Here is a 21520-nt window from a genome sequence, read left to right as displayed (position 1 = left end):
CCCGTTGCAGGGTTCTCGCTGCTCGACAACCTCTCGGCTTCCAAGCCTACGACTTGGTAGCCACAGCCCGAAGGGATTTACGAAGCGGCCGCACGGAAGCCGATCGTCGGGACCGCCCGGCGCAGCGGCCAGGGGCGCGCGGGGGCGGGCAGGAGCCGCTCCAGGAAGGCGTAACGGCCGCGCAGCGCCTCGGGGTCCTGTTTGGCGTGGCCCTGGACGTGCTGCCACCAGGCGGCGATCTCACCCCAGGTGGGGGCGGAGAGCGAGCCGCCGAACTCCTGGACGGAGAGGGCCGCGGTGAGGCCCGCGAAGGCGAGCCGGTCGGCGAGGGGCCAGTCGGCGAGGGTGCCGGTGACGAAGCCGGCGACGAAGACGTCCCCGGCGCCGGTGGGGTCGAGGGCGGAGACCTGGATGGCGGGGACCTCGGCGGTCTCGCCGGTGGCGCCGTCGACGGCGTAGGCGCCCTCGGCACCGAGGGTGACCACCGCGTAGCGGACCTTGTCGGCGAGGGCGCGGGCGGCGGCCCGGGGGCAGTCGGTGCGGGTGTACCGCATGGCCTCGGCGGCGTTGGGCAGGAAGGCCTCGCAGTGCTCCAGGTCGGTGAGGCCCGCCAGGTCCCAGTGGCCGGTGTCGTCCCAGCCGACGTCGGCGAAGACCTTGGCGCCGCCGCGCGCGGCCTGGGCGACCCACTCCTCGCCGCGGCCGGGGACGAGGGAGGCGACGGCGGCGCGGGCGTGCGGCGGGTAGGCGGGCAGGGCGCCGGCGGCGTCGTCGGGCGGGGCCTCGTGGCCGTGGGAGACCATCGTGCGCTCGCCCTCGTAGGCCATGGAGACGGTCACCGGGGAGTGCCAGCCGGGGACGGTGCGGGAGAGCGTCAGGTCGATGCCCTCGCCCTGCTCCAGGGCGTCCCAGCAGTACTCGCCGTAGTGGTCGTCGCCGAAGGCGGCGGCGAGGGAGGTGCGCAGGCCGAGGCGGGCGAGGGCGGTGGCCATGTTGGCGACGCCGCCGGGGCTGGAGCCCATGCCGCGGGCCCAGGACTCGGTGCCGCGGACGGGGGCGCTGTCGAGGCCGGTGAAGATGATGTCGAGGAAGACGGTGCCGGTCAGGAAGACGTCGCAGTCGGGGTCGGTGGGCTCGCGCAGGCACACCAACGGGTCGACCCCGGCGTGGTGTTGCGGCTGGTCTCCCCTTGCTGTGCTCACGGCGGCTCCCCGGACGTGGTGCGGATCAGATCAGTGTGCCCGATGGGGGCCGGGTGACGGGTGGGACGCACGAGGAAGGTCCGCCACATACCCGCAAACCCGCACGCCAAACCGATGGTGACGCAGATCACATACTTTACCCTCGGATACCACCTTCTCGGGCAACTCACCTGCTTGATACACATGGTTCCGCGACCCCGTGTTCCCTGCACCACCGGGCGCTCCACCCCTCCCCCTTTTCGTTCCCGGGAACGCCCATGTCGTCGCGCCTGCGCGGCTCGGGGGCCCTCGTCGCCCTCGTCGCCCTCTTCACCGCCGGTTACCTCGCCCCGTACCTGCTGCCGACCGTCGTCGGCCGCCTCGCCTCGGGGCTCGGCATCGGCCCCTCCCAAGCGGGTTCGATCGGCTCCGTGCTGCTGCTCGGATCCTCCACCGCCGGATTCACGCTCGCCGCGCGCGGCGAGCGGATCGGCCCCCGCACGGCGGCCCGCGCGGGCCTGCTCGCCATGGCGATCGGGTACGGCTCCGCCGCCGCGACCCACGCCGTACCGCTGGTGGTCGCGGGCGCGGTCATCGGCGGCCTCGGCTCGGGTACGGCGACGGCCGTCGCCGCGGCCGGGATCGCCGGGCAGCGCGACCCGCACCGGGCTTCGTCGCTGGGCCTGCTGACGGTCTCGGCCACCGCGGGCGCCCTCTACCTCACGCTGCCGCACCTGAGCGCGGGCCACGCGCCCCCGCTGCTCGCGATCGCCTGCGCGGCGGCCCTGGTGTGGCCGCTGACGGGCCGGCTGCCGGACCGCCTGGCGGGCACCGGCAGCCGTACGGCCCCGGGTTCCGCGCCCACCGGCCCCCTCCCGTACCGCCGGGCCGGGGCGGTGCTCGCCGGCGCCATCCTCTGCTGGTCCCTCGCGCAGAACGCGCTCTGGGGCGTGAGCGGCCGCATCGGGCTCACCCAGGCCGGGCTCTCCGAGGTCACGGTCGGCGCGGTCTTCGCGGCGGCGCTCGGCGCGGGGCTCGTCGGGGTCACGGCGGCGGGCGCGCTCGGCTCGCGCCTCGGCAGGGCGGTGCCGATCGGCGTCGGCACCGCCGTCATCGCGGCCTGTGTGCTGCTGAGCTCGGCCGCCGGGAACCTGGCCTCCTTCGCGACCGGCGAGATCCTGTGGAACGCCGTCTACCCGGTCGTCCTCTCGTATCTCCTCGGCCTCGCCGCCTCCCTCGACCCGCGCGGCCGCTGGGCCGTCCTCGTCGGCTCGGCGTCCTCCCTCGGTGTGGCCTGCGGCCCCGTCGTCGGCAGCCTGCTCTCGGAGAGCGCCGGGTACACGGGCATGGGCGTGGTCCTCTGCGCCCTGCTCCTCCTCGTCGCGGCCCCCATGGCGGCGGTGGCCCGCCACGCCTCCGGCCGCCCCCTCGTCCCCGGCTCCGTCCGGCGCCGCGGCGGCGCCCCGGCCGCGGTCCTCGCGGGCACGGCCTCGGCGTCCTCCGCCCTCGTCCCGCAGATGGGTGCCCCGGAACAGCCGGTCACCGAGTTCCGCGTGCGCACGGCACGCCGCCGCGCGGCGAAATCGGCCTTCCGCCTGGCGCGTCCGTCGGACCGCGGATAGCGGCGACTCCACCCCCCGCCACCTGCGACGTTCAAACCGCGGTGGATCTGCTTGTTGGGTGATACGAGGGTCACAAGGCCAACTTCTTTGTGTGATCCGCTCATACGACAGCCGGACGGGGCGGGCGCAGACTCACTGCCACGACCGCTGACGGACAACCCTCCCCTGCCGGAGGGCTGTTCGACGTGGCCACCTACAGGACGAGTAGATGGGGGAAACACGTGAACGTGCAGGACCAGTACGACGAGATCGGCGAGGCGTTCGAGGGCTTCAAGTCCCTGCCGCTGATGCGTTACGGGGAGGTGCCGAGCTTCCTGAGCCTGGTCGGCGACGTGACCGGCAAGTCGGTCCTCGACCTGGCGTGCGGCACCGGCTTCTACAGCAGGGAGTTCAAGCGGCGCGGCGCCACCGACGTCTTCGGAGTCGACATCTCCGTCGAGATGATCGCCGCCGCGCAGGAGATCGACCAGCGTGACCCGCTGGGGGTGGTCTACGAGGTCGGCGACGTGGCCGCGCTGCGGCAGCTCGACCGGCGCTACGACATCGCGCTGGGCGTGCAGTGTCTCAACTACGCAGCGGACGTCGCCGAGACGGAGCGGATGTGCGGCAACATCCACAAGAACCTGAAGCCGGGCGGAGAGTTCTTCCTGCTCGTCCAGACGCCCGACTACCGGTACGACGGTCCGCCGCTGGACAAGTACGGCTTCCGCATCGAGGCGACCGGCGAGGAGATCGAGACGGGCAGCCGAGGGCGGCTCACGGCCCTCCTCGACCCGCAGCCGATCACCATCATCACCACGTGCCCGCGCCGCGAGGTCTACGAGCAGTCCCTGAAGGCGGCCGGGTTCGGCGCGCTGGAGTGGGTCCCGCTGTCGGTGTCCGAGGCCGGCATCCGCGAGTACGGCGAGGAGTTCTGGGCGGACATGCTCTCCAACCCGCCGCTGGAACTGCTGCGCTGCCGCGCCTGACGCGGTCCGCGGAGCCGCCCTGCGGGGAGGGCGGGGCGGCTGCGCGGACGCCTCGCGGCGAGGCCCCGCCACCGGCGCGGCAATGCGCGGGGAGCGGGGCCTCGGAGCGTACGGAAGGCCTTTCGGGCAGCCGTCAGTACTGCTCGATCCTGTTGGCGTTGATGTCGTCCAGCACTCCGATGATCCTGCTGTAGCGCTGCGCGGTGCCGGAGTTCACCGGGAGGAGCAGCGTGTCCTGTGCGTAGATCACGGCCTCGCGGACGTTGTGAAGGCCCAGTGACTGGGTGGTACGCGAGAGGATGGCCGTTCCGGCGTTGATGCGCCGGGTGGCCAGGTTGAGGTAGACGGCCAACAGCTGCTTGCCCAGGATGCTCTTGGGCGCGTTGTCGTCACGGAAGGCCGCGGTGACCTCGGCGGCGGACAGGGCCCCGCTCCGGTCGGTGTCGTACCGCTGGTCGGTGGCCTGTACGCGGGCCAGGAACTCGGCGGTCCACTGCCCCGGGTGGTTCCTCCAGTAGCCCTGGGAGAGCGGGTCGCGGCTGGGCGGCGTCACGGTGATGGTGGTGGTGGCGGAGTCCGTGACGGGCGCGAAGGTGCACGCCCCGCCGGCGTTCTTGTAGCCGACGGACACGGTGTCGGTGTAGGTGGTGCCGGCCAGGGCCAGGAGCGTCGGCCTCGCGGTGAAGACGATCTGCCGGTCGCCGGAGTGCGCCGGGAGGCTGCCGACGTTCCAGACCAGGGTCCGGGTGCCGTCGTCGTTGAGGGTCACGGAGCTCGGCCTGGGGCCGGTGCCGAGATCGAGGGCCTGGCTGTAGTACACGCCTGCCGGCAGGGTGTCGGTGAGGGTGACGCCGGATGCGGCGCCGCTCCCCGTGTTCGCGTAGGTGAGGGTGTACGTGATGGCCTGGCCCGCGTCGACGGTGGCCGTGGCGGCCTTGTCCACGGTCAGGACCGGGGCGTGCACGGTGGTGGTCGCCCGTGCCGTGTTGTCGTCCGTGTACGGGTCGGGCACGCCCTCGGTGTCGGTGCCGGTGACCGTTGCGCGGTTGGTGAGGACCGTGCCGTCTGCCGTGTCGCACGGCACGAGGTAGGTGAAGGCCGGTGTGACCGTGGCGGTGGCGCCGTTGGCCAGGTCGGCGAGCGAGCGCTGCTGGGTGCTGCCGTCGGGCAGGGTGTCGTCCACGTGGATGCCCGTGGCGGTACCGGGGCCGAGGTCGGTCACGGTGGTCGTGTAGTGCACCGTGTCCCCGCCGGTGGCGTCGGCTTCGTCGGAGGACTTGGCGATCTTGAGGTCGGCCTGCTGGAACATGGCGCGGACCGATTCCTCGGTCAGCTCCGGCAGGAGCGGGCGGTCACCGTCGGCGAAGAACCCGGCGTTGAGGCGGGGGTTGTACTGGATGTTCGCCCAGTCGTCGAAGCCGCCCAGGCTCTGGCCGGGGCTGGCCTTGCTGCATCCGCCGTCGTCAGGACCGATGGACTGGATGTAGTTGATGTCGGCCGGGACGGCGGATTCCTTGTCGCCGCCGGTTTCGTTCCAGTTGATGGGACCGTTCGTGGCGGGTGCGACGCGCAGCTTGCCGGCGACTCCGTAGACGGTGTTGCGCGCGGGTGAGGGCGTCCCGTACACGCCGTTGTTCTCGTTCAGGCTCGCCTCGTCGAGCACCGTGGCCGGGGTCGTCCCGAGGGCCGTGCCCCGGGCCGCGCTGGAATAGTCCAGCGGCCTTGCGGGGTCCCTGCCCGCGAACTGCAGCGTGTAGTTCATGACGCTGAGGTAGTTCGGTTTGCAATTGACCGCGTCGTCGCCGCCGTGTCCCAGGCTCAGCGTGTGCCCGAGCTCGTGCATGAAGGTGGCGGCCTCGGCCTTCCTGCGTGCGCCGATCTTCTCGATCGTCGAGGAATCCCAGGTGTCCAGGGTCACGATGAAATCGTTACCGCCCTGCGGGCCCACGGAGGTCCACTCGGAACTGCCCGACGCCTTTGACGCCTTGGGCGGCGTGGATCCGTCGAAGAAGCTGATGGCGAAGAGCATGTAGCGGAAGGCCTGGCGTTTCGCACTCAGGATGTTCGCGCAGTTGGGACTGGACCGATCGGCTGCCAAGCCGAAGAATCCGGTGCAAGGGCCCGGCGGGCTCCCGCTCTTCAGGTCGTTGAAGTCGTCCGCCGTGCCAGGGCCGTCCGACCGCCACATGAGGGGGTTCACGGTCGTGACGGCTTCTCCCTCCGTCACATGGAGGTTGACGCCCCGGAACTTGGTCTTCGTCGCGTCGGCCGGATCGGGGTACGGGTCGACCGGAGCCTCGGCGAACGCCTTGACCACGTCGGCGAGGGCATCGGCCTGCGGTTTGGTCTCGGCCATGTAGTCCGCCTCGACGAACAGGTCCTTGCGGTAGGGGACGGCCCCGTACGGCTGATCCCCCAGGGGCAGGTCCACGGTCCCGTCGGTGTCGAAGTCGTAGCCCCTGCCCGGGACCTCCCAGGTGTTCATGAGGCCGTCGCCGTCGCTGTCCACACTGTTCGCCATGCTCACGCACGAGGGTGTGGTGATCGTGAAGTAGCCCCGGGCCACGGGGCCCTCGCTCTCACCGGCCAGGGTGGGGACCCCCGCTCCCTGTTGACCGGTCAGACCGCCGCCGGTGAAGGTGCAGGTCATCAGGTCGAATGAGAGGTTGAGGTCGTTGCTCGAACCGACCCACCGGACGGGGTCGTCGGCGCTCAGGTCATCCTGGTCCCACAGCTCCAAGTGGATGTCGACGGGGTTGTGGCTGGTGTCCACGGTCGCCGTCCGGACCCAGTTGGTCCTGAAGTCGGCCCCATGGGCGCAGCAGTAGTCGTCCTTCCCGTCGAACAACCCTTGATGGTCGATTTCGAATTTCGGATAGTAGTCGTTCCCACACGCCTCGCCGTCTCCCTCGTCACAGGAGATTTCGACGACCCGATAGAGGCTCACGGTGATTTGCTCGGTGGCGGCGTGGGCGGAAGTGGCGCCTACGGCGGCCGAGCCCACGAGCATCAACAGAAGTGCGGCGAACAGACGCGCGCACCGACCGACCCTTGACATGCGATGGTCCTCCTCAAGGCCTCACGGCCCCATTGATAGAGGAGCGGATTTTTGCCCGATGATGGCACTCGCCATCGGACCCGAAACGGGCAACACGCATGCCCGCATACACCGCTTGCAAGTGCGCTCGACCGGGCGATCACCGCCGAAGAATCATCGGATGGTCGGCCGGTGCGAAGGCGCGGTCATCGAAACCGGAGAGCGCTGGGAGAGCCCTAGGAGGCGCCGAAGTCGAAGGCCTCCACCTCCGCGAGGTACCGGGCCCTGCGCGGTTCGTCGTCCTCCAGGAAGGAGGCCTCGAAGGAGTTGCGGGCGAGGGCGCGGAGCTGTTCCGGCTCCAGGGACAGGGCCGTTCGGACCGCGTCGAAGTTGTCGCCCGCGTAGCCGCCGAAGTAGGCCGGGTCGTCGGAGTTCACCGTCACCAGCAGGCCCGCCGCCATCATCGCGCGGAGGGGGTGGTCGGCGAGGGTGTCGCTGACGCGGAGCCGGACGTTCGACAGGGGGCAGAGCGTGAGCGGCACCCGCTCTCGGGCCAGCCGGTCGACGAGCTCCGGGTCCTCCATGCAGCGCAGCCCGTGGTCGACGCGCTCCACACCGAGGACGTCCAGGGCCTCGCGGACGTACTCCGCGGGGCCCTCCTCGCCGGCGTGGGCGACGCGGCGCAGCCCGAGCCGGGCGGCCTCCTCGTACACCTCGCGGAACTTCGCGGGCGGGTGGCCGACCTCCGCCGAGTCCAGGCCGACGCCGGTGATCCGGTGCAGGTACGGCTTCGCGGCCTCCAGGGTGGCCATGGCCGACTCGGCGGACTCGTCGCGCAGGAAGCACATGATGAGCCGGGTCGAGATCCCGTACCGCTCGCCGGCCCGGTCGAGGGCGGCCCCGAGGCCCTCGATCACGGTGCCGATCGGGACTCCGCGGGCCGTGTGCGCCTGCGGGTCGAAGAAGATCTCGGCGTGCCGGACGCCCTGGCCCGCCGCCCGCTCCAGGTAGGCGTCGGCGAGCTCCGTGAAGTCCTCGGCGGTGCGCAGGACCGCCATCAGGCCGTAGTAGAGGTCCAGGAAGGACTGGAGGTCGCTGAACTCGTACGCCTCGCGCAGCGCGGTCGTGTCCGCGTACGGCAGGGTCACGCCGTTGCGCGCGGCGAGCGCGAAGGCCAGCTCGGGTTCGAGGGTGCCTTCGATGTGGAGGTGGAGCTCGGCCTTGGGAAGGGCCTTGGGGAGGGGCATGGGTGGTGCTCTATCTCTTCGGTACGGGGACCCGCATGAGGTCCTGGGCAATGCTCAGTTCGCCGTCGAACCCGGCCGCCCGCGCCTGCCGCTCGAACTCGGCCGGGTCGCTGTAGCGCTGGGAGAAGTGGGTCAGGACGAGGTGGCGTACGCCCGCGTCCCGCGCGACCGCCGCGGCCTGTCCGGCCGTCAGATGGCCGTGGTCGGTGGCGAGCCGGACGTCCTCGTCGAGGAAGGTCGACTCGATGACGAGCATGTCGGCCCCCTCGGCGAGCGCGTGCACCCCGTCGCAGAGGCGGGTGTCCATGACGAAGGCGAAGCGCTGCCCGCGCCGGACCTCGCTGACCTCGTCGAGCGTCACGCCGCCGAGCACGCCGTCGCGCTGGATCCGGCCCACGTCGGGGCCCTTGATGCCGTGCGCGGCGAGCCGCTCGGGCAGGATCCGGCGCCCGTCGGGCTCGGTGATCCGGTAGCCGTACGACTCGACGGGATGCGACAGCCTGCGCGCGTCGAGGGTGTACGCCTCGGTGACCGCGAGCGGCCCGTCGGCGGCGACGGGCACCTCGGTCAGCTTCACCGTCTCGCGGTAGGCCGTGGCGTACCGCAGCCGCTCGAAGAAGTGCTGCCCGCTCGCCGGGTAGTGGGCGGTGACCGGGTGCGGGACCTGGTCGAGGTTGATCCGCTGGATCACCCCGGCCAGGCCCAGCGAGTGGTCGCCGTGGAAGTGCGTCACGCAGATCCGGTCGAGGTCGTGCGCCGCGACCCCGGCGCGCAGCATCTGGCGCTGGGTGCCCTCGCCGGGGTCGAAGAGGATGCCCTGGCCGTCCCAGCGCAGCAGATAGCCGTTGTGGTTGCGGTGCCGGGTCGGGACCTGGCTGGCGGTCCCGAGGACGACCAGTTCGCGTACGGACACGGGTTACCCGGGGGGCCAGTTGAGACCGCGGCCGCCCAGCACGTGCGCGTGGGCGTGGAAGACGGTCTGACCGGCGCCGGCGCCGGTGTTGAAGACGATCCGGAAGCCGTGGCCGTCGATCTTCTCCTGCGCGGCGATCTCTCCGGCCTCGCGCAGTATGTCGGCGGCGACGGTCGGCGCGGCGGCGGCCAGGGACGCGGCGTCCGGGTAGTGGAGCCGCGGGATGACGAGGATGTGCGTGGGCGCCTGCGGGTTGATGTCGCGGAACGCGAGGGTCGTCTCGGTCTCGCGCACGATCGTCGCCGGCACCTCCCCTTCCGCGATCTTGCAGAACAGGCAGTCGCTCTGCGGCTCTCCGGCCATGGCCTGGGCCTCCTCGCCTTGTCGGTCGACACACGTCGGTACGACGGGAATGCTATCCGCCGCCACCGGCAGGAACCGCTCCCCGGTCAGTCCTTCGGCGCGCGGCGGTTCAGGGCCGAGCGGCTCACCCAGTACGTGATGATCACCGACCAGAACAACGGCGTGCCGAATCCGCTCACGACGCCCGAGTCGAAGGACCACAGGGCGAGCGCGACGAGCGAGTAGAGGCCGAGGAGCCCGACGGCCCCGGCCATGAACAGCACCGGCCGGCAGTTGCGCGCCACGAGGAGCATGGGGCGGCGCAGCCGGGGCGGCACCCGGCGGGCCATCCACACCACCCATCCCGTCCAGGCGCCCAGGAGCACCGCCGTGCCGGCCAGCAGCGGGACGGCCGCGTCGGCCCAGGTCGCGCGGCCGGGGATCCAGTTGATCGCGACGGCGGAGGCCACGAAGCCGAGCAGGGCCACCCAGCGGGCCCCGGCCGCGGTGTTCCAGGCCATGGCCTCCAGGTTGTAGCGGGCCTTGCGGTCGTCGAGGTCGAGCGCGGCGGAGGCCACGAAGCCCTCGGCGGCCTGCGTCCAGGCCCCGCGCCGGAACCAACGGCGCCGCAGGCGCAGCAGCGAGAGGTTGTTGTGGGCCTCGCTGCTCTGCGGGTTGAGCCGCAGCGCCGTCTCGTACGCGCGCTGCGCGGTGGCGTGGTCGCCCCGCCGCTGGGCGGTCAGGCCCACCAGGAAGTGCGCCGCGTCCTCCTCGGGGCCGAGGGCGACGGCGGCCCGCGCCGCCTCGTACGCCTCGACCGCGCGGCCCCGGCTGCGGGCGTGTTCGGCGTGCTCGGCGAGGGCGGTGCCGAGCGCGTAATGGCTGCCCCAGTACTGCGGGGCGATCCCGACGGCGCGCCGGGCCGTGGTCTCGGCCTCCGGGAACCGCTTCAGGGCCAGCAGGATCTGGACGCGCATCAGCCAGCCCATGAGCAGCTCGGGCCGGGCGCCCAGCGCCTGGTCCACGGCGGCCAGGGCGGCCGGGGCGTCGCCGGCCCGGTGGTGGCAGCGGGACAGCAGGACGAGGGCGTCGGCGTCCTCCGGGTCGGTCGCCAGGTGCTGGGCGACGAGCGCCCCGGCCTGCTCGTACCGTCCGGTGTCGTACAGCGCCTCGGCGCGCAGGAGCGCGGTCGGAGTGGTCACAGCTTGCGCTTCCGCTTCAGGTAGGCGAGGAGGTCGTCGTAGAGCCCGCCCTCGTTGGCGAACATGGCGACGTTCCGGGCGGCGGCGAACCACGGCTCCGTGGACGGCTTGATCTGCTTGGCCGCGCCGAGCAGGTCCTTCGTCGTGATCAGGCGTACGGAGCCGCTGCGGGCGGAGTCGAGGAGCGCGGCCTCGGCGGCGGTCTCGCAGAGGTGCGCGAGGTCGGCGCCGGAGAAGTCCTCGGTGACCTTGACGAGCTTGCCGAGGTCGACGGCCTCGATGGGGCGCTCGCGCAGGTGGTAGCGGAGGATCGCCTCCCGGGCGGCGGCGTCGGGCGGCAGCACGAGGAGCGTGCGGTCGAGGCGGCCGGGGCGGCGCAGCGCGATGTCCACGTCCCAGGGCACGTTGGTGGCGGCGAGCACGAAGACGCCTTCGTTGCCGGCGCCGCTGGCGATGCCGTCGAGCTCGGTGAGGAGCTGGTTGACGACGTTGCGCAGACCGCTGTGGTGCGTGCGGGAACGCTTGGCGCCGAGGGCGTCCAGCTCGTCGAGGAAGACGACGCAGGGGGCCTGGCGGCGGGCCGTCTCGAAGATGTCGTGGATGTTCTTCTCGGAGGCCCCGATCCACATGTCGAGGACGTCGGAGAGCGAGACGGTGAGGAAGTTCGCGCCGAGCTCGCCCGCGACGGCCCGGGCGATGAAGGTCTTGCCGCAGCCGGGCGGCCCGTACAGGAGCAGGCCGCCGCGCAGCGACTTGCCGTACAGCCTGCGCAGTTCGGGGTTGCGCATGGGGGCGAGGAAGGCGGCCTCCAGGCGGTCCTTGACCTCCTCCATGCCGCCGACGTCGGCGAGGCGTACGGAGCCGGGGGCGTCCACGTCCCAGGCGGCGGCGTCCCCGGCGGGCCCGTCACCGCCGTCGGCCTGCGGGTCCTCCAGGAAGCGGGGGCCGACGAGGTCCTGGACCTGCTGCTCGGCGGCGGCCCAGTCGAAGGCGGGGGCGTTGCCAGGGGCGGGGGCCTCGGGTGTCTTGGGCGCTTCGGCCGCCTGAGGCGCGGTCTGCTCTGGGGCGGGAGGCTGCACCGGAGCCGGAGCCGGGGCCGGAGCGGGGGCCGGAGCCGGGGCGGGCGCCGCGGCCGGGGGCATGCCCATCGCCCGCATCATCAGCGCGCGGGCGTCCGCGTCCCCGGGCGCGTGCTGGAGGGCGACCGCTGCCTCCGCGACGGCCTCCTCGTTGCGCCCCTCGGAAAGGAGCAGCTCGGCGAAGTGGAGGCGCAGGGGTACGTCACCGGGAGCGGCGGCAACGGCGGTGCGCAGACTGCGGATCAGAGGGGACTCGTCGGCCATGCGGCCACCCTATGAAGCGCACCGGGGCAGCCGTCCACCGGGTTCGGCAAGAACGCCGTCCCTACACTTCGGCGGATGAGACGCGAAGGCGCGCTGCGCAGGCTGACGGTGGACGGCACGGTGTGGCTCTGGAACGTCCGCCACCGCCACCCCGACTGCCGGACGGTCCTCACCCTGCGCCGCGCGGAACACCGCCACGCGCTGCTCCGGCTGGTCTTCCGGAACGCTCCGGGGCGGGCCGTGGCCGGCTTCCCGATGGGCACCGGCGAGGTCGCGGCCGGGGGCGGCTGGCTCAACCTCAACGAGCCGGGCGTGGTGCGCCGATTCCTCGAAGAGGCCCTGACACGCGGCCTCGTCCCCACCACGAACGGGGAGACGGAGGAGGACGGCTGGCCGCTCTTCGACACGCTGACGGAGGCGGATCCCTCTTCCGCTCAACTCCAGCGGCCGGTGCGCCCCAGGACGAGGGCAGCCGCCGCCGTACCCGCCGTGGACGTGCGCAGGACGCTGCGGCCCAGCCGGTAGGGCTTCGCGCCGGCCGCCTCGAAGGTCGCGAGCTCGTCCGGGGAGACGCCGCCCTCGGGGCCGACGATCAGCACGATCGAGCCCTTCGCGGGCAGCTCGGCCGTGGCCAGCGCGCCGGACGGGTGCGCACGGTCCTCGTGCAGGACGGCGGCGAAGTCGGCGGCCGCGAGGAGGGCGGCGAGCTGCTTGGTCGTCATCAGGTCGGCGACCTCGGGGAAACGCGTGCGGCGCGACTGCTTGCCCGCCTCGCGCGCGGTGGAACGCCACTTGGCGAGCGCCTTGAGGCCGCGGTCGCCCTTCCACTGGGTGATGCAGCGGGACGCGGCCCAGGGCACGATCGCGTCGACCCCGGTCTCCGTCATGGTCTCGACGGCGAGTTCACCCCGGTCGCCCTTGGGCAGCGCCTGCACGACCGTGATCCGCGGCTCCTCCGCGGCGTCCTCGTGCACCTCGTCGACCCGCACGGTCAGCTGGTCCTTGCCCTCGGCGGCCAGCACCACGCACACGGCCCAGCGCCCCCGGCCGTCGGCGAGGACGAGCTCCTCGCCCTCCCGGAGCCGCTTCACCGAGACGGCGTGCCGGCCCTCGGAACCGTCCAGGAGGAAGCTCCCGGGGCCGGGAACGGCGTCGACGACGAAGACGGGTGCGGTCATGAAGCGCTCCTGTGAGCCAGGTCGGAGAGTGCGGTGTCGAGTTCGGCGGCCAGGACCTCGACGAGTTGCCCGGCGGGGAGTTCGCGGGCGAGACGGTGGCCCTGTCCGGCCCACAGGGCCATGCCCTGGGCGTCGCCGGAGGCGGCGGCGGCCTTGCGGAGCGGGGCGGTGAGGTGGTGGACCTCGGGGTAGGCGGCGGGGGCGTACGGCCCGTGCTCGCGCATGAAGCGGTTGACGAGCCCGCGCGCCGGACGCCCGGAGAAGGCCCGGGTGAAGGCGGTCCGGGTGAAGAGCGGATCGGTCAGGGCCCGCTTGTGCAGCGGGTGCGCGCCGGACTCGGGGCAGCCGAGGAAGGCGGTGCCGAGCTGGGCGGCGTCGGCCCCGGCGGCGAGGGCGGCGGCGATCTGCGCGCCGCGCATGATCCCGCCGGTGGCGACGATCGGCAGCGCGACGCTCTCGCGGACCTGGGTGACGAGCGCGAGGAGCCCGGTCCCCGGGGTGTCGTCGTCCTCCGGGTCGTCGCGGTACGTGCCCTGGTGGCCGCCGGCCTCGACGCCCTGGACGCAGACGGCGTCGGCACCGGCCCGCTCGGCGGCGACGGCGTCCTCGGCGGAGGTGACGGTGACGAGCGTGAACGTTCCGGCACGGGCGAAGGCGGCGAGCGTCTCGGGCGAGGGACAGCCGAAGGTGAAGGAGACGACGCGGACCGGATCGTCCAGGAGGATCGCCATTTTGGCGTCGTAGCCGTCGTCGCGGCAGTCGTCGGCCTCCCCGAGGGAGGTCTCGTACCAGGTCGCCTCGCCGGCGAGCTGGTGCCGGTAGACCTCGACGGCGGCGGGATCGGCGTGCGGCCCGCCCTGCGGCATGAAGAGGTTGACGCCGAAGGGGCGTGCGGTGAGCCCGCGCACCTGCTTGATCTCCTGGTACAGGCCTCCGGCCGTCTTGTACCCGCCGGCCAGGAAGCCGAGCGCACCGGCCTCGCAGACGGCTCCGACGAGCTCGGGACAGGAAGCGCCACCCGCCATGGGGGCCTGCACGATCGGATACCGAAAGAGATCGTTCAGTGCGGTGGTGGACATACGGGCATCGTTTCATGACGGCCCCGGCGGGCCGAATCGGTACGTCAGGTCATGGAAGGCGGGCTTCCGGAAGAGGGCCGCCGGAAACGGACGGGCCTCCGGAAGTGGGAAGGGGCGGGACGGCTCGTCGCCGTCCCGCCCCTTCCCTCACGATGCCGTCCGGTCAGGTCCGCCCGTTGAAGGCGTCCTTCAGGCGCGAGAACAGCCCCTGCTGCCCGGGCTGGAACTGCCCGGTGGGCCGCTCCTCGCCGCGGAGCTTGGCCAGCTCGCGCAGGAGCCGCTCCTGCTCCGCGTCGAGCTTTCCGGGGGTCTGCACCTCGACGTGCACGATCAGGTCGCCCCGGCCGTTGCCCCGCAGGTGCGTGACGCCGCGGCCGTGCAGCGGGACCGACTGGCCGGACTGCGTGCCCGGACGGATGTCGATCTCCTCGATGCCGTCGAGGGTCTGCAGCGGCACCTTCGTGCCGAGCGCGCCCGCCGTCATCGGGATGGTCACCGTGCAGTGCAGGTCGTCGCCGCGCCGCTGGAACGTGTCGTGCGGGATCTCGTGGATCTCGACGTACAGGTCACCGGCCGGGCCGCCACCGGGGCCGACCTCGCCCTCGCCGGCGAGCTGGATCCGGGTGCCGTTGTCGACACCGGCCGGGATCTTGACCGTGAGGGTGCGACGGGAACGGACCCGGCCGTCGCCCGCGCACTCGGGGCACGGGGTCGGGACGACGGTGCCGAAGCCCTGGCACTGCGGGCAGGGCCGGGAGGTCATGACCTGGCCCAGGAAGGACCGGGTGACCTGGGAGACCTCACCGCGGCCGCGGCACATGTCACAGGTCTGCGCGGAGGTGCCGGGCGCGGCACCCTCACCCGAACAGGTGGTGCACACGACGGCCGTGTCGACCTGGATGTCCTTGGTGGTGCCGAAGGCCGCCTCGTTGAGGTCGATCTCCAGACGGATCATGGCGTCCTGGCCGCGGCGGGTCCGCGAGCGCGGTCCGCGCTGCGAGGCCGTGCCGAAGAAGGCGTCCATGATGTCGGAGAAGTTCCCGAAGCCACCGGCCCCGAAGCCGCCCGCGCCGCCTCCGCCGGAGGCCGAGAGCGGGTCGCCACCCAGGTCGTAGACCTGCTTCTTCTGCGGGTCCGAGAGGACCTCGTAGGCGGCGTTGATCTCCTTGAAGCGTTCCTGCGTCTTCGGATCGGGATTGACGTCCGGGTGCAGCTCGCGCGCGAGCCTCCGGAAGGCCTTCTTGATCTCGTCCTGGGAAGCGTCGCGGCGCACGCCGAGTACGGCGTAGTAGTCCGTGGCCACTTACGACTCCGCCAGGATCTGTCCGACGTAACGTGCCACTGCGCGTACCGCTCCCATCGTTCCGGGGTAGTCCATGCGGGTCGGTCCGACCACGCCGAGTTTGGCGACTGCTTCGCCGCCCGAACCGTAGCCGACCGAGACGACCGAGGTGGAGCTCAGCCCCTCGTGGGCGTTCTCGTGCCCGATGCGTACGGTCATGCCCGATTCCTTGGCCTCGCCCAGCAGCTTGAGGAGCACGACCTGCTCCTCCAGGGCTTCCAGGACGGGCCTGATCATCAGGGGGAAGTCGGGTCCGAAGCGGGTGAGATTGGCGGTGCCGCCGATCATCAGCCGCTCCTCGTGCTCCTCCACGAGCGATTCGAGGAGGGTCGCGAGCACGGTCGAGACCGTGGCGCGGTCCTCGAGCTCCTCGAAGGACTCGGGGAGGTCCTGCACCAGCTGCGGCACGTCGGCGAACCGGCGGCCGACCACCCGGCTGTTGAGCCGGGCCCGCAGGTCGGCGAGGGAGGTCTCGCCGAAGGGCGCGGGACAGTCGATGACGCGCTGCTCGACGCGGCCGGTGTCCGTGATGAGCACGAGCATCAGGCGGGCCGGGGCCAGCGCGAGCAGCTCCACGTGACGGACGGTCGAGCGGGTCAGCGAGGGGTACTGGACGACGGCGACCTGACGGGTCAGCTGAGCGAGCAGCCGGACCGTACGCCCGACGACGTCGTCGAGGTCGACCGCACCGTCCAGGAAGTTGTGGATCGCGCGCCGCTCGGGCGTCGACAGCGGCTTGACGCCGGCCAGCCGGTCGACGAAGAGCCGGTAGCCCTTGTCGGTCGGGATGCGCCCGGCGCTGGTGTGAGGCTGGGCGATGTAGCCCTCCTCCTCCAGCACGGCCATGTCGTTGCGGACCGTGGCGGGCGAGACGCCGAGTTTGTGGCGCTCGGTGAGCGCCTTCGAGCCGACCGGCTCCTCCGTCCCGACGTAGTCCTGGACGATGGCGCGCAACACCTCGAGTCTGCGTTCGCTGAGCATCGTGCGCACCTCCAGCTGTCGTCGTGGTTCCGGATGCTCCGGTTGCTCCGGTTTTGGCACTCACCCTGCCCGAGTGCCAGCAATCCCCCGGCCAGTGTACGGCGGCGGGCAACGCTCCTGGCAAGGAGGCGGGGGCGCAGCCGTTAGCGTCGCCCCATGGACATCGATTGGGAAGCGTACGGGTGGGAGCGGTTGGCGGACGGAGTGGGCAGGCGCCGGCTGCCCGGCTGGGACGCCACGGTGGGCCTGGTAGTGGGCACGAAGGCGGTCCTGCTCTACGACACGGGCTCGACGCTCGCGGAGGGAGCCGAGCTGCGGGCGCAGATCGCGGCGTTGACGGACGGCCGAAGAGTGACGCACATCGCACTGAGCCACCCGCACTTCGACCACGTCTTCGGCACCGCCGCCTTCGCGGGCGCGGAGGTCTTCGGCGCGGTGGGCGTGGACGAGCTGCTCGGCCGGGCCCGGGACCGGGAGGACCTGCGCAGGGACGCCATGGTGCAAGGGGTCGACGAGCGGGCGGCGACGGAGGCCGCCGACGTCCTCGTGGCCCCGCGGCACGTGGTCTCCGGGGAGTGGACGCTCGACCTGGGCGGCCGGCAGGTGCTCCTGGCGAACGTCGGCCCGGGCCACACCGGCCACGACCTGGCGCTCTGCGTCCCCGGCGAGCGCGAGGTCGTCTTCTGCGGGGACCTGGTGGAGGAGTCGGGCGAGCCGCAGGCGGGACCGGACGCGATCCCGTCCCGCTGGCCGGACGCGCTGGACCGGCTGCTGTCGCTCGGCGGCGAGGAAGCGCTGTACGTGCCGGGCCACGGAGCGGTGGTGGACGCCACGTTCGTACGACGCCAGCGCGAGGAACTGGCACGGCGCTTCTCGGTCGCATAACGTCGCCCGAATGCGCAGCTACGACCCGGACCTGACGCCCGCATGGAAGCGCTCGGCGCCCGTCCCGGAGATCCCGGCCGACCACGACCTCGTCGTCGAGGAGGTCACCACGGGCTTCTGCGGGGCGGTGATCCGCTGCGAGGCGGGCACGGTGACCCTGGAGGACCGCTTCGGCAAGCACCGCGTCTTCCCGATGGAGCCGCGCGGCTTCCTCCTGGAGGGCCGGGTGGTCACCCTGGTCCGCCCTGCCGCGTCATCGCCGGTACGCCCCACCCGCACGGCTTCGGGCTCGGTGGCGGTCCCGGGCGCGCGGGCGAGGGTGGCGCGGGCGGGCCGGATCTACGTGGAGGGCCGGCACGACGCCGAACTCGTCGAGCGTGTCTGGGGCGACGACCTCCGGATCGAGGGCGTGGTCGTCGAGTACCTGGAAGGCATCGACGACCTGCCGTCGATCGTGGCGGAGTTCGCCCCCGCCCCGGACGCCCGCCTGGGCGTCCTGGTGGACCACCTGGTCCCGGGTTCGAAGGAGTCGAGGATCGCGGCGACCGTCACGTCCCCGGACGTCCTGGTGGTGGGCCACCCGTACATCGACGTCTGGGAGGCCGTGAAGCCGTCCTCGGTGGGCATCAGCGCCTGGCCGAGGGTCCCCCGCGGCCAGGACTGGAAGACGGGCGTCTGCCGCTCCCTGGGCTGGCCGCCGAACACGGGCGCGGCATGGCAGCACATCCTGTCGAAGGTCACGACCTACAAGGACCTGGAACCGGAACTCCTGGGTGCCGTCGAGCGACTGATCGACCACGTGACCGTGCCCTGACCTCCGGTCGGCTCGTTGCGCCGACCGACGCCCGGCCCCTTCTCCGCACTCAGCGGAGGTGTTCCGTCGATCAGTTCGTCCGCACGGCCGAGCAGGTCTCAGTCCCCGCGACGGCGGGGGTACGGCTACCGCCGGCCGTCCCCCTGGCTCAGTCCACCAGGTCCCGCACGACCGCGTCGGCGAGCAGCCGACCCCGCAGGGTCAGAACCGCCCGCCCGGCCTCGTACGACGAGGGGTCGAGAAGCCCGTCCCCCAGCGCCTTCCGCGAGGCGTCGAGTCCGGCCGGCTTGAGGATCGACAGCTCGACCCCCTCCCGAAGCCGCAGCTCGAGCAGGACCCGCTCCACCCGCCGGTCCTCCTCCGAGAGGAGCTCCCGCCCGGCGCCGGGCGACTTCCCGGCCCCGAGGGCCGCCGCGTACGTACCGGGGTGCTTCACGTTCCACCACCGGACGCCGCCCACGTGGCTGTGGGCGCCCGGCCCGGCACCCCACCAGTCGGCGCCTCGCCAGTACAGCTCGTTGTGGAGGCAGCGCCCGGCCTCGGAGGTGGCCCAGTTGGACACCTCGTACCACTCGAATCCGGCCTCGGCGAAGACGGAGTCGGCGATCAGATACCGATCGGCGTGCACGTCGTCGTCGGTCATCGGCACCTCGCCGCGCCGGATGCGGCGCGCCAGCTGCGTCCCCTCCTCCACGATCAGCGCGTAGGCGCTGACGTGGTCGGGCCCGGCGCCGATCGCCGCGTCGAGCGAGGCCCGCCAGTCGTCGTCGGTCTCCCCCGGCGTGCCGTAGATCAGGTCGAGGTTGACGTGCTCGAACCCGGCCGCCCGCGCCTCGGCGACGCACGCCTCGGGCCGCCCGGGCGTGTGGGTCCGGTCGAGGATCTTCAGGACGTGCTGCTTGGCGCTCTGCATTCCGAAGGAGATCCGGTTGAACCCGCCCTCCCGCAGCTCCGCCAGGTACGCGGGGTTCACCGACTCCGGATTCGCCTCCGTCGTCACCTCGGCGTCGTCCGCGAGCCCGAACTCGTCGCGGATGGCCCCCAGCATCCGTACGAGGTCGCCGGCGTCGAGGAGCGTGGGCGTACCGCCGCCGACGAACACCGTCCGCACCGGCCGGGGGTCGTCCCCGAGCACCTTGCGGGCGAGCCGGATCTCCTCGGCGACCTGACCGGCGTAGTTGTCCCGGGAGGCGAGCACGCCCCCGGCACCGCGCAGCTCGCTCGCGGTGTACGTGTTGAAGTCGCAGTACCCGCAGCGCGTCGCGCAGTACGGCACGTGCAGGTAGAACCCGAGGGGCCGCTCGGCCGCCCCTTCCAGGGCGTGCGCGGGCAGCGCCCCGGTCTCGGGCACGGTCTCACCATCGGGCAGTACGGAAGGCATGAGCCCATTGTCCCGTACCGCCCGAGGTAAACGGTCTGCCTGTGGACAACCGAGGTCCACGCAGGTCAGGACTCGCGAGACCCCGCGTACATCTCCTCGATGAGCTCCTTGTACTCCCGCTCCACCACCGGCCGCTTCAGCTTCAGCGACGGCGTCAGCTCGCCGTGCTCGATGTCGAGGTCGCGCGGCAGCAGACGGAACTTCTTGATCGTCTGCCAGCGCTGGAGGCCCTCGTTGAGGCGGTCGACGTAGCCCTGGATGAGCTTCTGCGTCTGCGGGGCTGCGACGACGTCGGCGTACGACTTGCCCGCGAGCCCGTGGTCGGCGGCCCAGCCGAGGATGGAGGGCTCGTCGAGGGCGATCAGGGCGGTGCAGAAGTTCCGGTCGGCGCCGTGGACCAGGATGTTCGAGACGAACGGGCAGACGGCCTTGAACTGGCCCTCGACCTCGGCGGGCGCGATGTACTTGCCGCCGGACGTCTTGATCAGGTCCTTCTTGCGGTCGGTGATCCGGAGGTAGCCGTCGGCGGACAGCTCGCCGATGTCACCGGTGTGGAACCAGCCGTCGGACTCCAGGACCTCGACCGTCTTCTCCGGCAGGCCGTGGTAGCCCTCCATGACGCCGGGGCCGCGCAGCAGGATCTCGCCGTCGTCGGCGATCCGGACCTCGGTGCCGGGGAGCGGCTTGCCGACGGTGCCGGTGCGGTAGGCCTCGCCCGGGTTGACGAAGGAGGCTGCGGAGGTCTCCGTGAGGCCGTAGCCCTCCAGGATGTGGATGCCGGCGCCGGCGAAGAAGTAGCCGATCTCGGGGGCGAGCGCGGCGGAGCCGGAGATGCAGGCGCGCAGGTTGCCGCCGAAGGCCTCGCGGATCTTGCTGTAGACGAGGACGTCGGCGACCTTGTGCTTGGCGGTGAGGCCGAAGGGCGCGGAGGCGGTGCCCGTGCGGCGGAAGTTGTCCTGGCTGGCCTTGGCGTACTCGCGGGCGACCTCGGCCGCCCACTGGAAGATCTTGTACTTGGCGCCGCCGGCGGCGCGCGCCTTGGCGGCGACCCCGTTGTAGACCTTCTCGAAGATGCGGGGCACGGCCGCCATGTAGGTCGGCTGGACCACCGGCAGGTTCTCGATGATCTTCTCTACCCGGCCGTCGAGGGCGGTGACGTGACCGACCTCGATCTGGCCCGAGGTGAGGACCTTGCCGAAGACGTGCGCGAGCGGCAGCCACAGGTACTGGACGTCGTCCTGGGTGACGAGACCGGTGGCGGCGATGGCCTTGGCCATGTACGACCAGTTGTCGTGCGGGAGGCGGACGCCCTTGGGGCGGCCGGTGGTGCCCGAGGTGTAGATGAGGGTGGCGAGCTGGGTGGCGGTGATCGCGGCGACCCGCTCCTTGACGGACTCGGGGTGCTTCTCCAGGTACGCGCGACCGCGTGCCTCCAGGTCGGCGAGGGAGAGGACCCAGTCGCCGTCGGTCTCCACGCCCTCGGCGTCGATGACGATCACGTGACGGAGGTCGGGCAGGTCGGCGCGGCGCTCGACGGCCTTGGCGAGCTGGGCCGCGTCCTCGGCGATGAGGACCCGGGACTCGGAGTCGGAGAGGATGAACGCCGACTCCTCGGCGTTGGTCGACGGGTAGACCGTGGTGGTCGCGGCGCCCGCGCACATCACGCCGAGGTCGGCGAGGATCCACTCCACCCGGGTGGAGGAGGCGAGCGCGACCCGCTCCTCGGACTGCACGCCGAGGTCGACGAGGCCGGCGGCGATCGCGTAGACCCGCTCGGCGGCCTGCCCCCAACTGAGCGACTTCCAGTCGTCGGGACCGGTACCGGACGCGGCGGGAACCGGGTACCGGTAGGCCTCCGCGTCGGGAGTCCGCTCGACGCGCTCAAGGAAGAGGGTCGCCACGGAGGGCGGCCGGTTCTCGATCAGGGTCTGTGTGTCGCTCACGACGTCCTCCGGGCGGCGGCGGTGCCTGCTGGCGGTGCGTAACTACGTAACCGTCTAACCGT

General features: G+C 72.1%; 18 protein-coding genes. 5 read left to right on the top strand and 13 right to left on the bottom strand.

All coding sequences use genetic code 11. From position 1 onward, the window contains the following. Positions 1–77: 77 nt before the first annotated feature. Complete coding sequence (locus ACIBG6_RS11500) at positions 78–1202, bottom strand: carbohydrate kinase family protein (protein WP_399222353.1); 1125 nt, start codon at positions 1200–1202, stop codon at positions 78–80. A 257-nt stretch (positions 1203–1459) separates the two neighbouring features. Here ACIBG6_RS11500 and ACIBG6_RS11495 point away from each other — a divergent pair, with 257 nt between their 5' ends. Further along, positions 1460–2803, top strand: coding sequence for an MFS transporter (locus ACIBG6_RS11495; RefSeq protein WP_399222351.1), 1344 nt, complete (start codon positions 1460–1462; stop codon positions 2801–2803). 221 nt (positions 2804–3024) lie between these two features. Next, a complete protein-coding gene (locus tag ACIBG6_RS11490; protein WP_399222350.1) occupies positions 3025–3771 on the top strand; it encodes a class I SAM-dependent methyltransferase in 747 nt (248 codons plus the stop codon). A gap of 133 nt (positions 3772–3904) precedes the next feature. On the opposite strand, the gene ACIBG6_RS11485 is transcribed toward ACIBG6_RS11490, so the two are convergent. From ACIBG6_RS11485 to ACIBG6_RS11460, 6 genes are all read right to left on the bottom strand, one after another. Then, complete coding sequence (locus tag ACIBG6_RS11485; RefSeq protein ID WP_399222348.1) at positions 3905–6619, bottom strand: hypothetical protein; 2715 nt, start codon at positions 6617–6619, stop codon at positions 3905–3907. 425 nt (positions 6620–7044) lie between these two features. Next, positions 7045–8055: an adenosine deaminase gene (locus ACIBG6_RS11480; protein ID WP_399222347.1), complete on the bottom strand. Its 1011-nt coding sequence runs from the start codon at positions 8053–8055 to the stop codon at positions 7045–7047. Between the two features lie 10 nt (positions 8056–8065). Then, on the bottom strand, positions 8066–8968 hold the full coding sequence (locus tag ACIBG6_RS11475; protein ID WP_399222346.1) for a ribonuclease Z: 903 nt from the start codon (positions 8966–8968) through the stop codon (positions 8066–8068). Positions 8969–8971: 3 nt separating this feature from the next. Beyond that, entirely contained in the window at positions 8972–9331 is a 360-nt protein-coding gene (locus tag ACIBG6_RS11470) for a histidine triad nucleotide-binding protein (RefSeq protein ID WP_384145054.1), read from the bottom strand. Positions 9332–9417: 86 nt separating this feature from the next. Continuing rightward, entirely contained in the window at positions 9418–10512 is a 1095-nt protein-coding gene (locus ACIBG6_RS11465; protein ID WP_399222344.1) for a tetratricopeptide repeat protein, read from the bottom strand. Further along, a complete protein-coding gene (locus ACIBG6_RS11460) occupies positions 10509–11855 on the bottom strand; it encodes an ATP-binding protein (RefSeq protein WP_399222343.1) in 1347 nt (448 codons plus the stop codon). Before ACIBG6_RS11460 ends, ACIBG6_RS11465 begins: the two co-directional genes overlap by 4 nt. A gap of 75 nt (positions 11856–11930) precedes the next feature. Here ACIBG6_RS11460 and ACIBG6_RS11455 point away from each other — a divergent pair, with 75 nt between their 5' ends. Further along, a complete protein-coding gene (locus ACIBG6_RS11455; protein WP_399222342.1) occupies positions 11931–12380 on the top strand; it encodes a hypothetical protein in 450 nt (149 codons plus the stop codon). On the opposite strand, the gene ACIBG6_RS11450 is transcribed toward ACIBG6_RS11455, so the two are convergent. From ACIBG6_RS11450 to hrcA, 4 genes are all read right to left on the bottom strand, one after another. Continuing rightward, positions 12290–13033, bottom strand: a complete 744-nt coding sequence (locus ACIBG6_RS11450; RefSeq protein ID WP_399222341.1) for a 16S rRNA (uracil(1498)-N(3))-methyltransferase — start codon at positions 13031–13033, stop codon at positions 12290–12292. The two genes, ACIBG6_RS11455 and ACIBG6_RS11450, sit on opposite strands and share 91 nt — an antisense overlap. Further along, entirely contained in the window at positions 13030–14112 is a 1083-nt protein-coding gene (locus ACIBG6_RS11445) for a nitronate monooxygenase (protein ID WP_399222340.1), read from the bottom strand. Before ACIBG6_RS11445 ends, ACIBG6_RS11450 begins: the two co-directional genes overlap by 4 nt. Positions 14113–14275: 163 nt before the next feature. Continuing rightward, complete coding sequence (dnaJ, locus tag ACIBG6_RS11440) at positions 14276–15415, bottom strand: molecular chaperone DnaJ (RefSeq protein WP_376406000.1); 1140 nt, start codon at positions 15413–15415, stop codon at positions 14276–14278. Next, positions 15416–16435, bottom strand: a complete 1020-nt coding sequence (gene hrcA / locus ACIBG6_RS11435) for a heat-inducible transcriptional repressor HrcA (RefSeq protein ID WP_317595083.1) — start codon at positions 16433–16435, stop codon at positions 15416–15418. A 156-nt stretch (positions 16436–16591) separates the two neighbouring features. Between hrcA and ACIBG6_RS11430 the strand changes: the two genes are divergently transcribed. After that, on the top strand, positions 16592–17320 hold the full coding sequence (locus tag ACIBG6_RS11430; RefSeq protein WP_399222339.1) for an MBL fold metallo-hydrolase: 729 nt from the start codon (positions 16592–16594) through the stop codon (positions 17318–17320). A 10-nt stretch (positions 17321–17330) separates the two neighbouring features. Next, positions 17331–18134, top strand: a complete 804-nt coding sequence (locus ACIBG6_RS11425) for a DUF3097 domain-containing protein (protein ID WP_399222338.1) — start codon at positions 17331–17333, stop codon at positions 18132–18134. A 148-nt stretch (positions 18135–18282) separates the two neighbouring features. Here the strand turns inward: ACIBG6_RS11425 and hemW are convergent, their stop codons facing one another. Further along, complete coding sequence (hemW, locus tag ACIBG6_RS11420) at positions 18283–19515, bottom strand: radical SAM family heme chaperone HemW (RefSeq protein WP_399222337.1); 1233 nt, start codon at positions 19513–19515, stop codon at positions 18283–18285. Between the two features lie 65 nt (positions 19516–19580). Continuing rightward, positions 19581–21458 (bottom strand): AMP-dependent synthetase/ligase, encoded by a 1878-nt coding sequence (locus tag ACIBG6_RS11415; protein WP_399222336.1) that lies wholly within the window; start codon positions 21456–21458, stop codon positions 19581–19583. Positions 21459–21520 lie beyond the last annotated feature (62 nt).

This window comes from Streptomyces sp. NPDC050842 (assembly GCF_044456565.1).
GTDB lineage: Bacteria > Actinomycetota > Actinomycetes > Streptomycetales > Streptomycetaceae > Streptomyces.
This window is presented reverse-complemented; position numbering and strand designations above follow the sequence as displayed.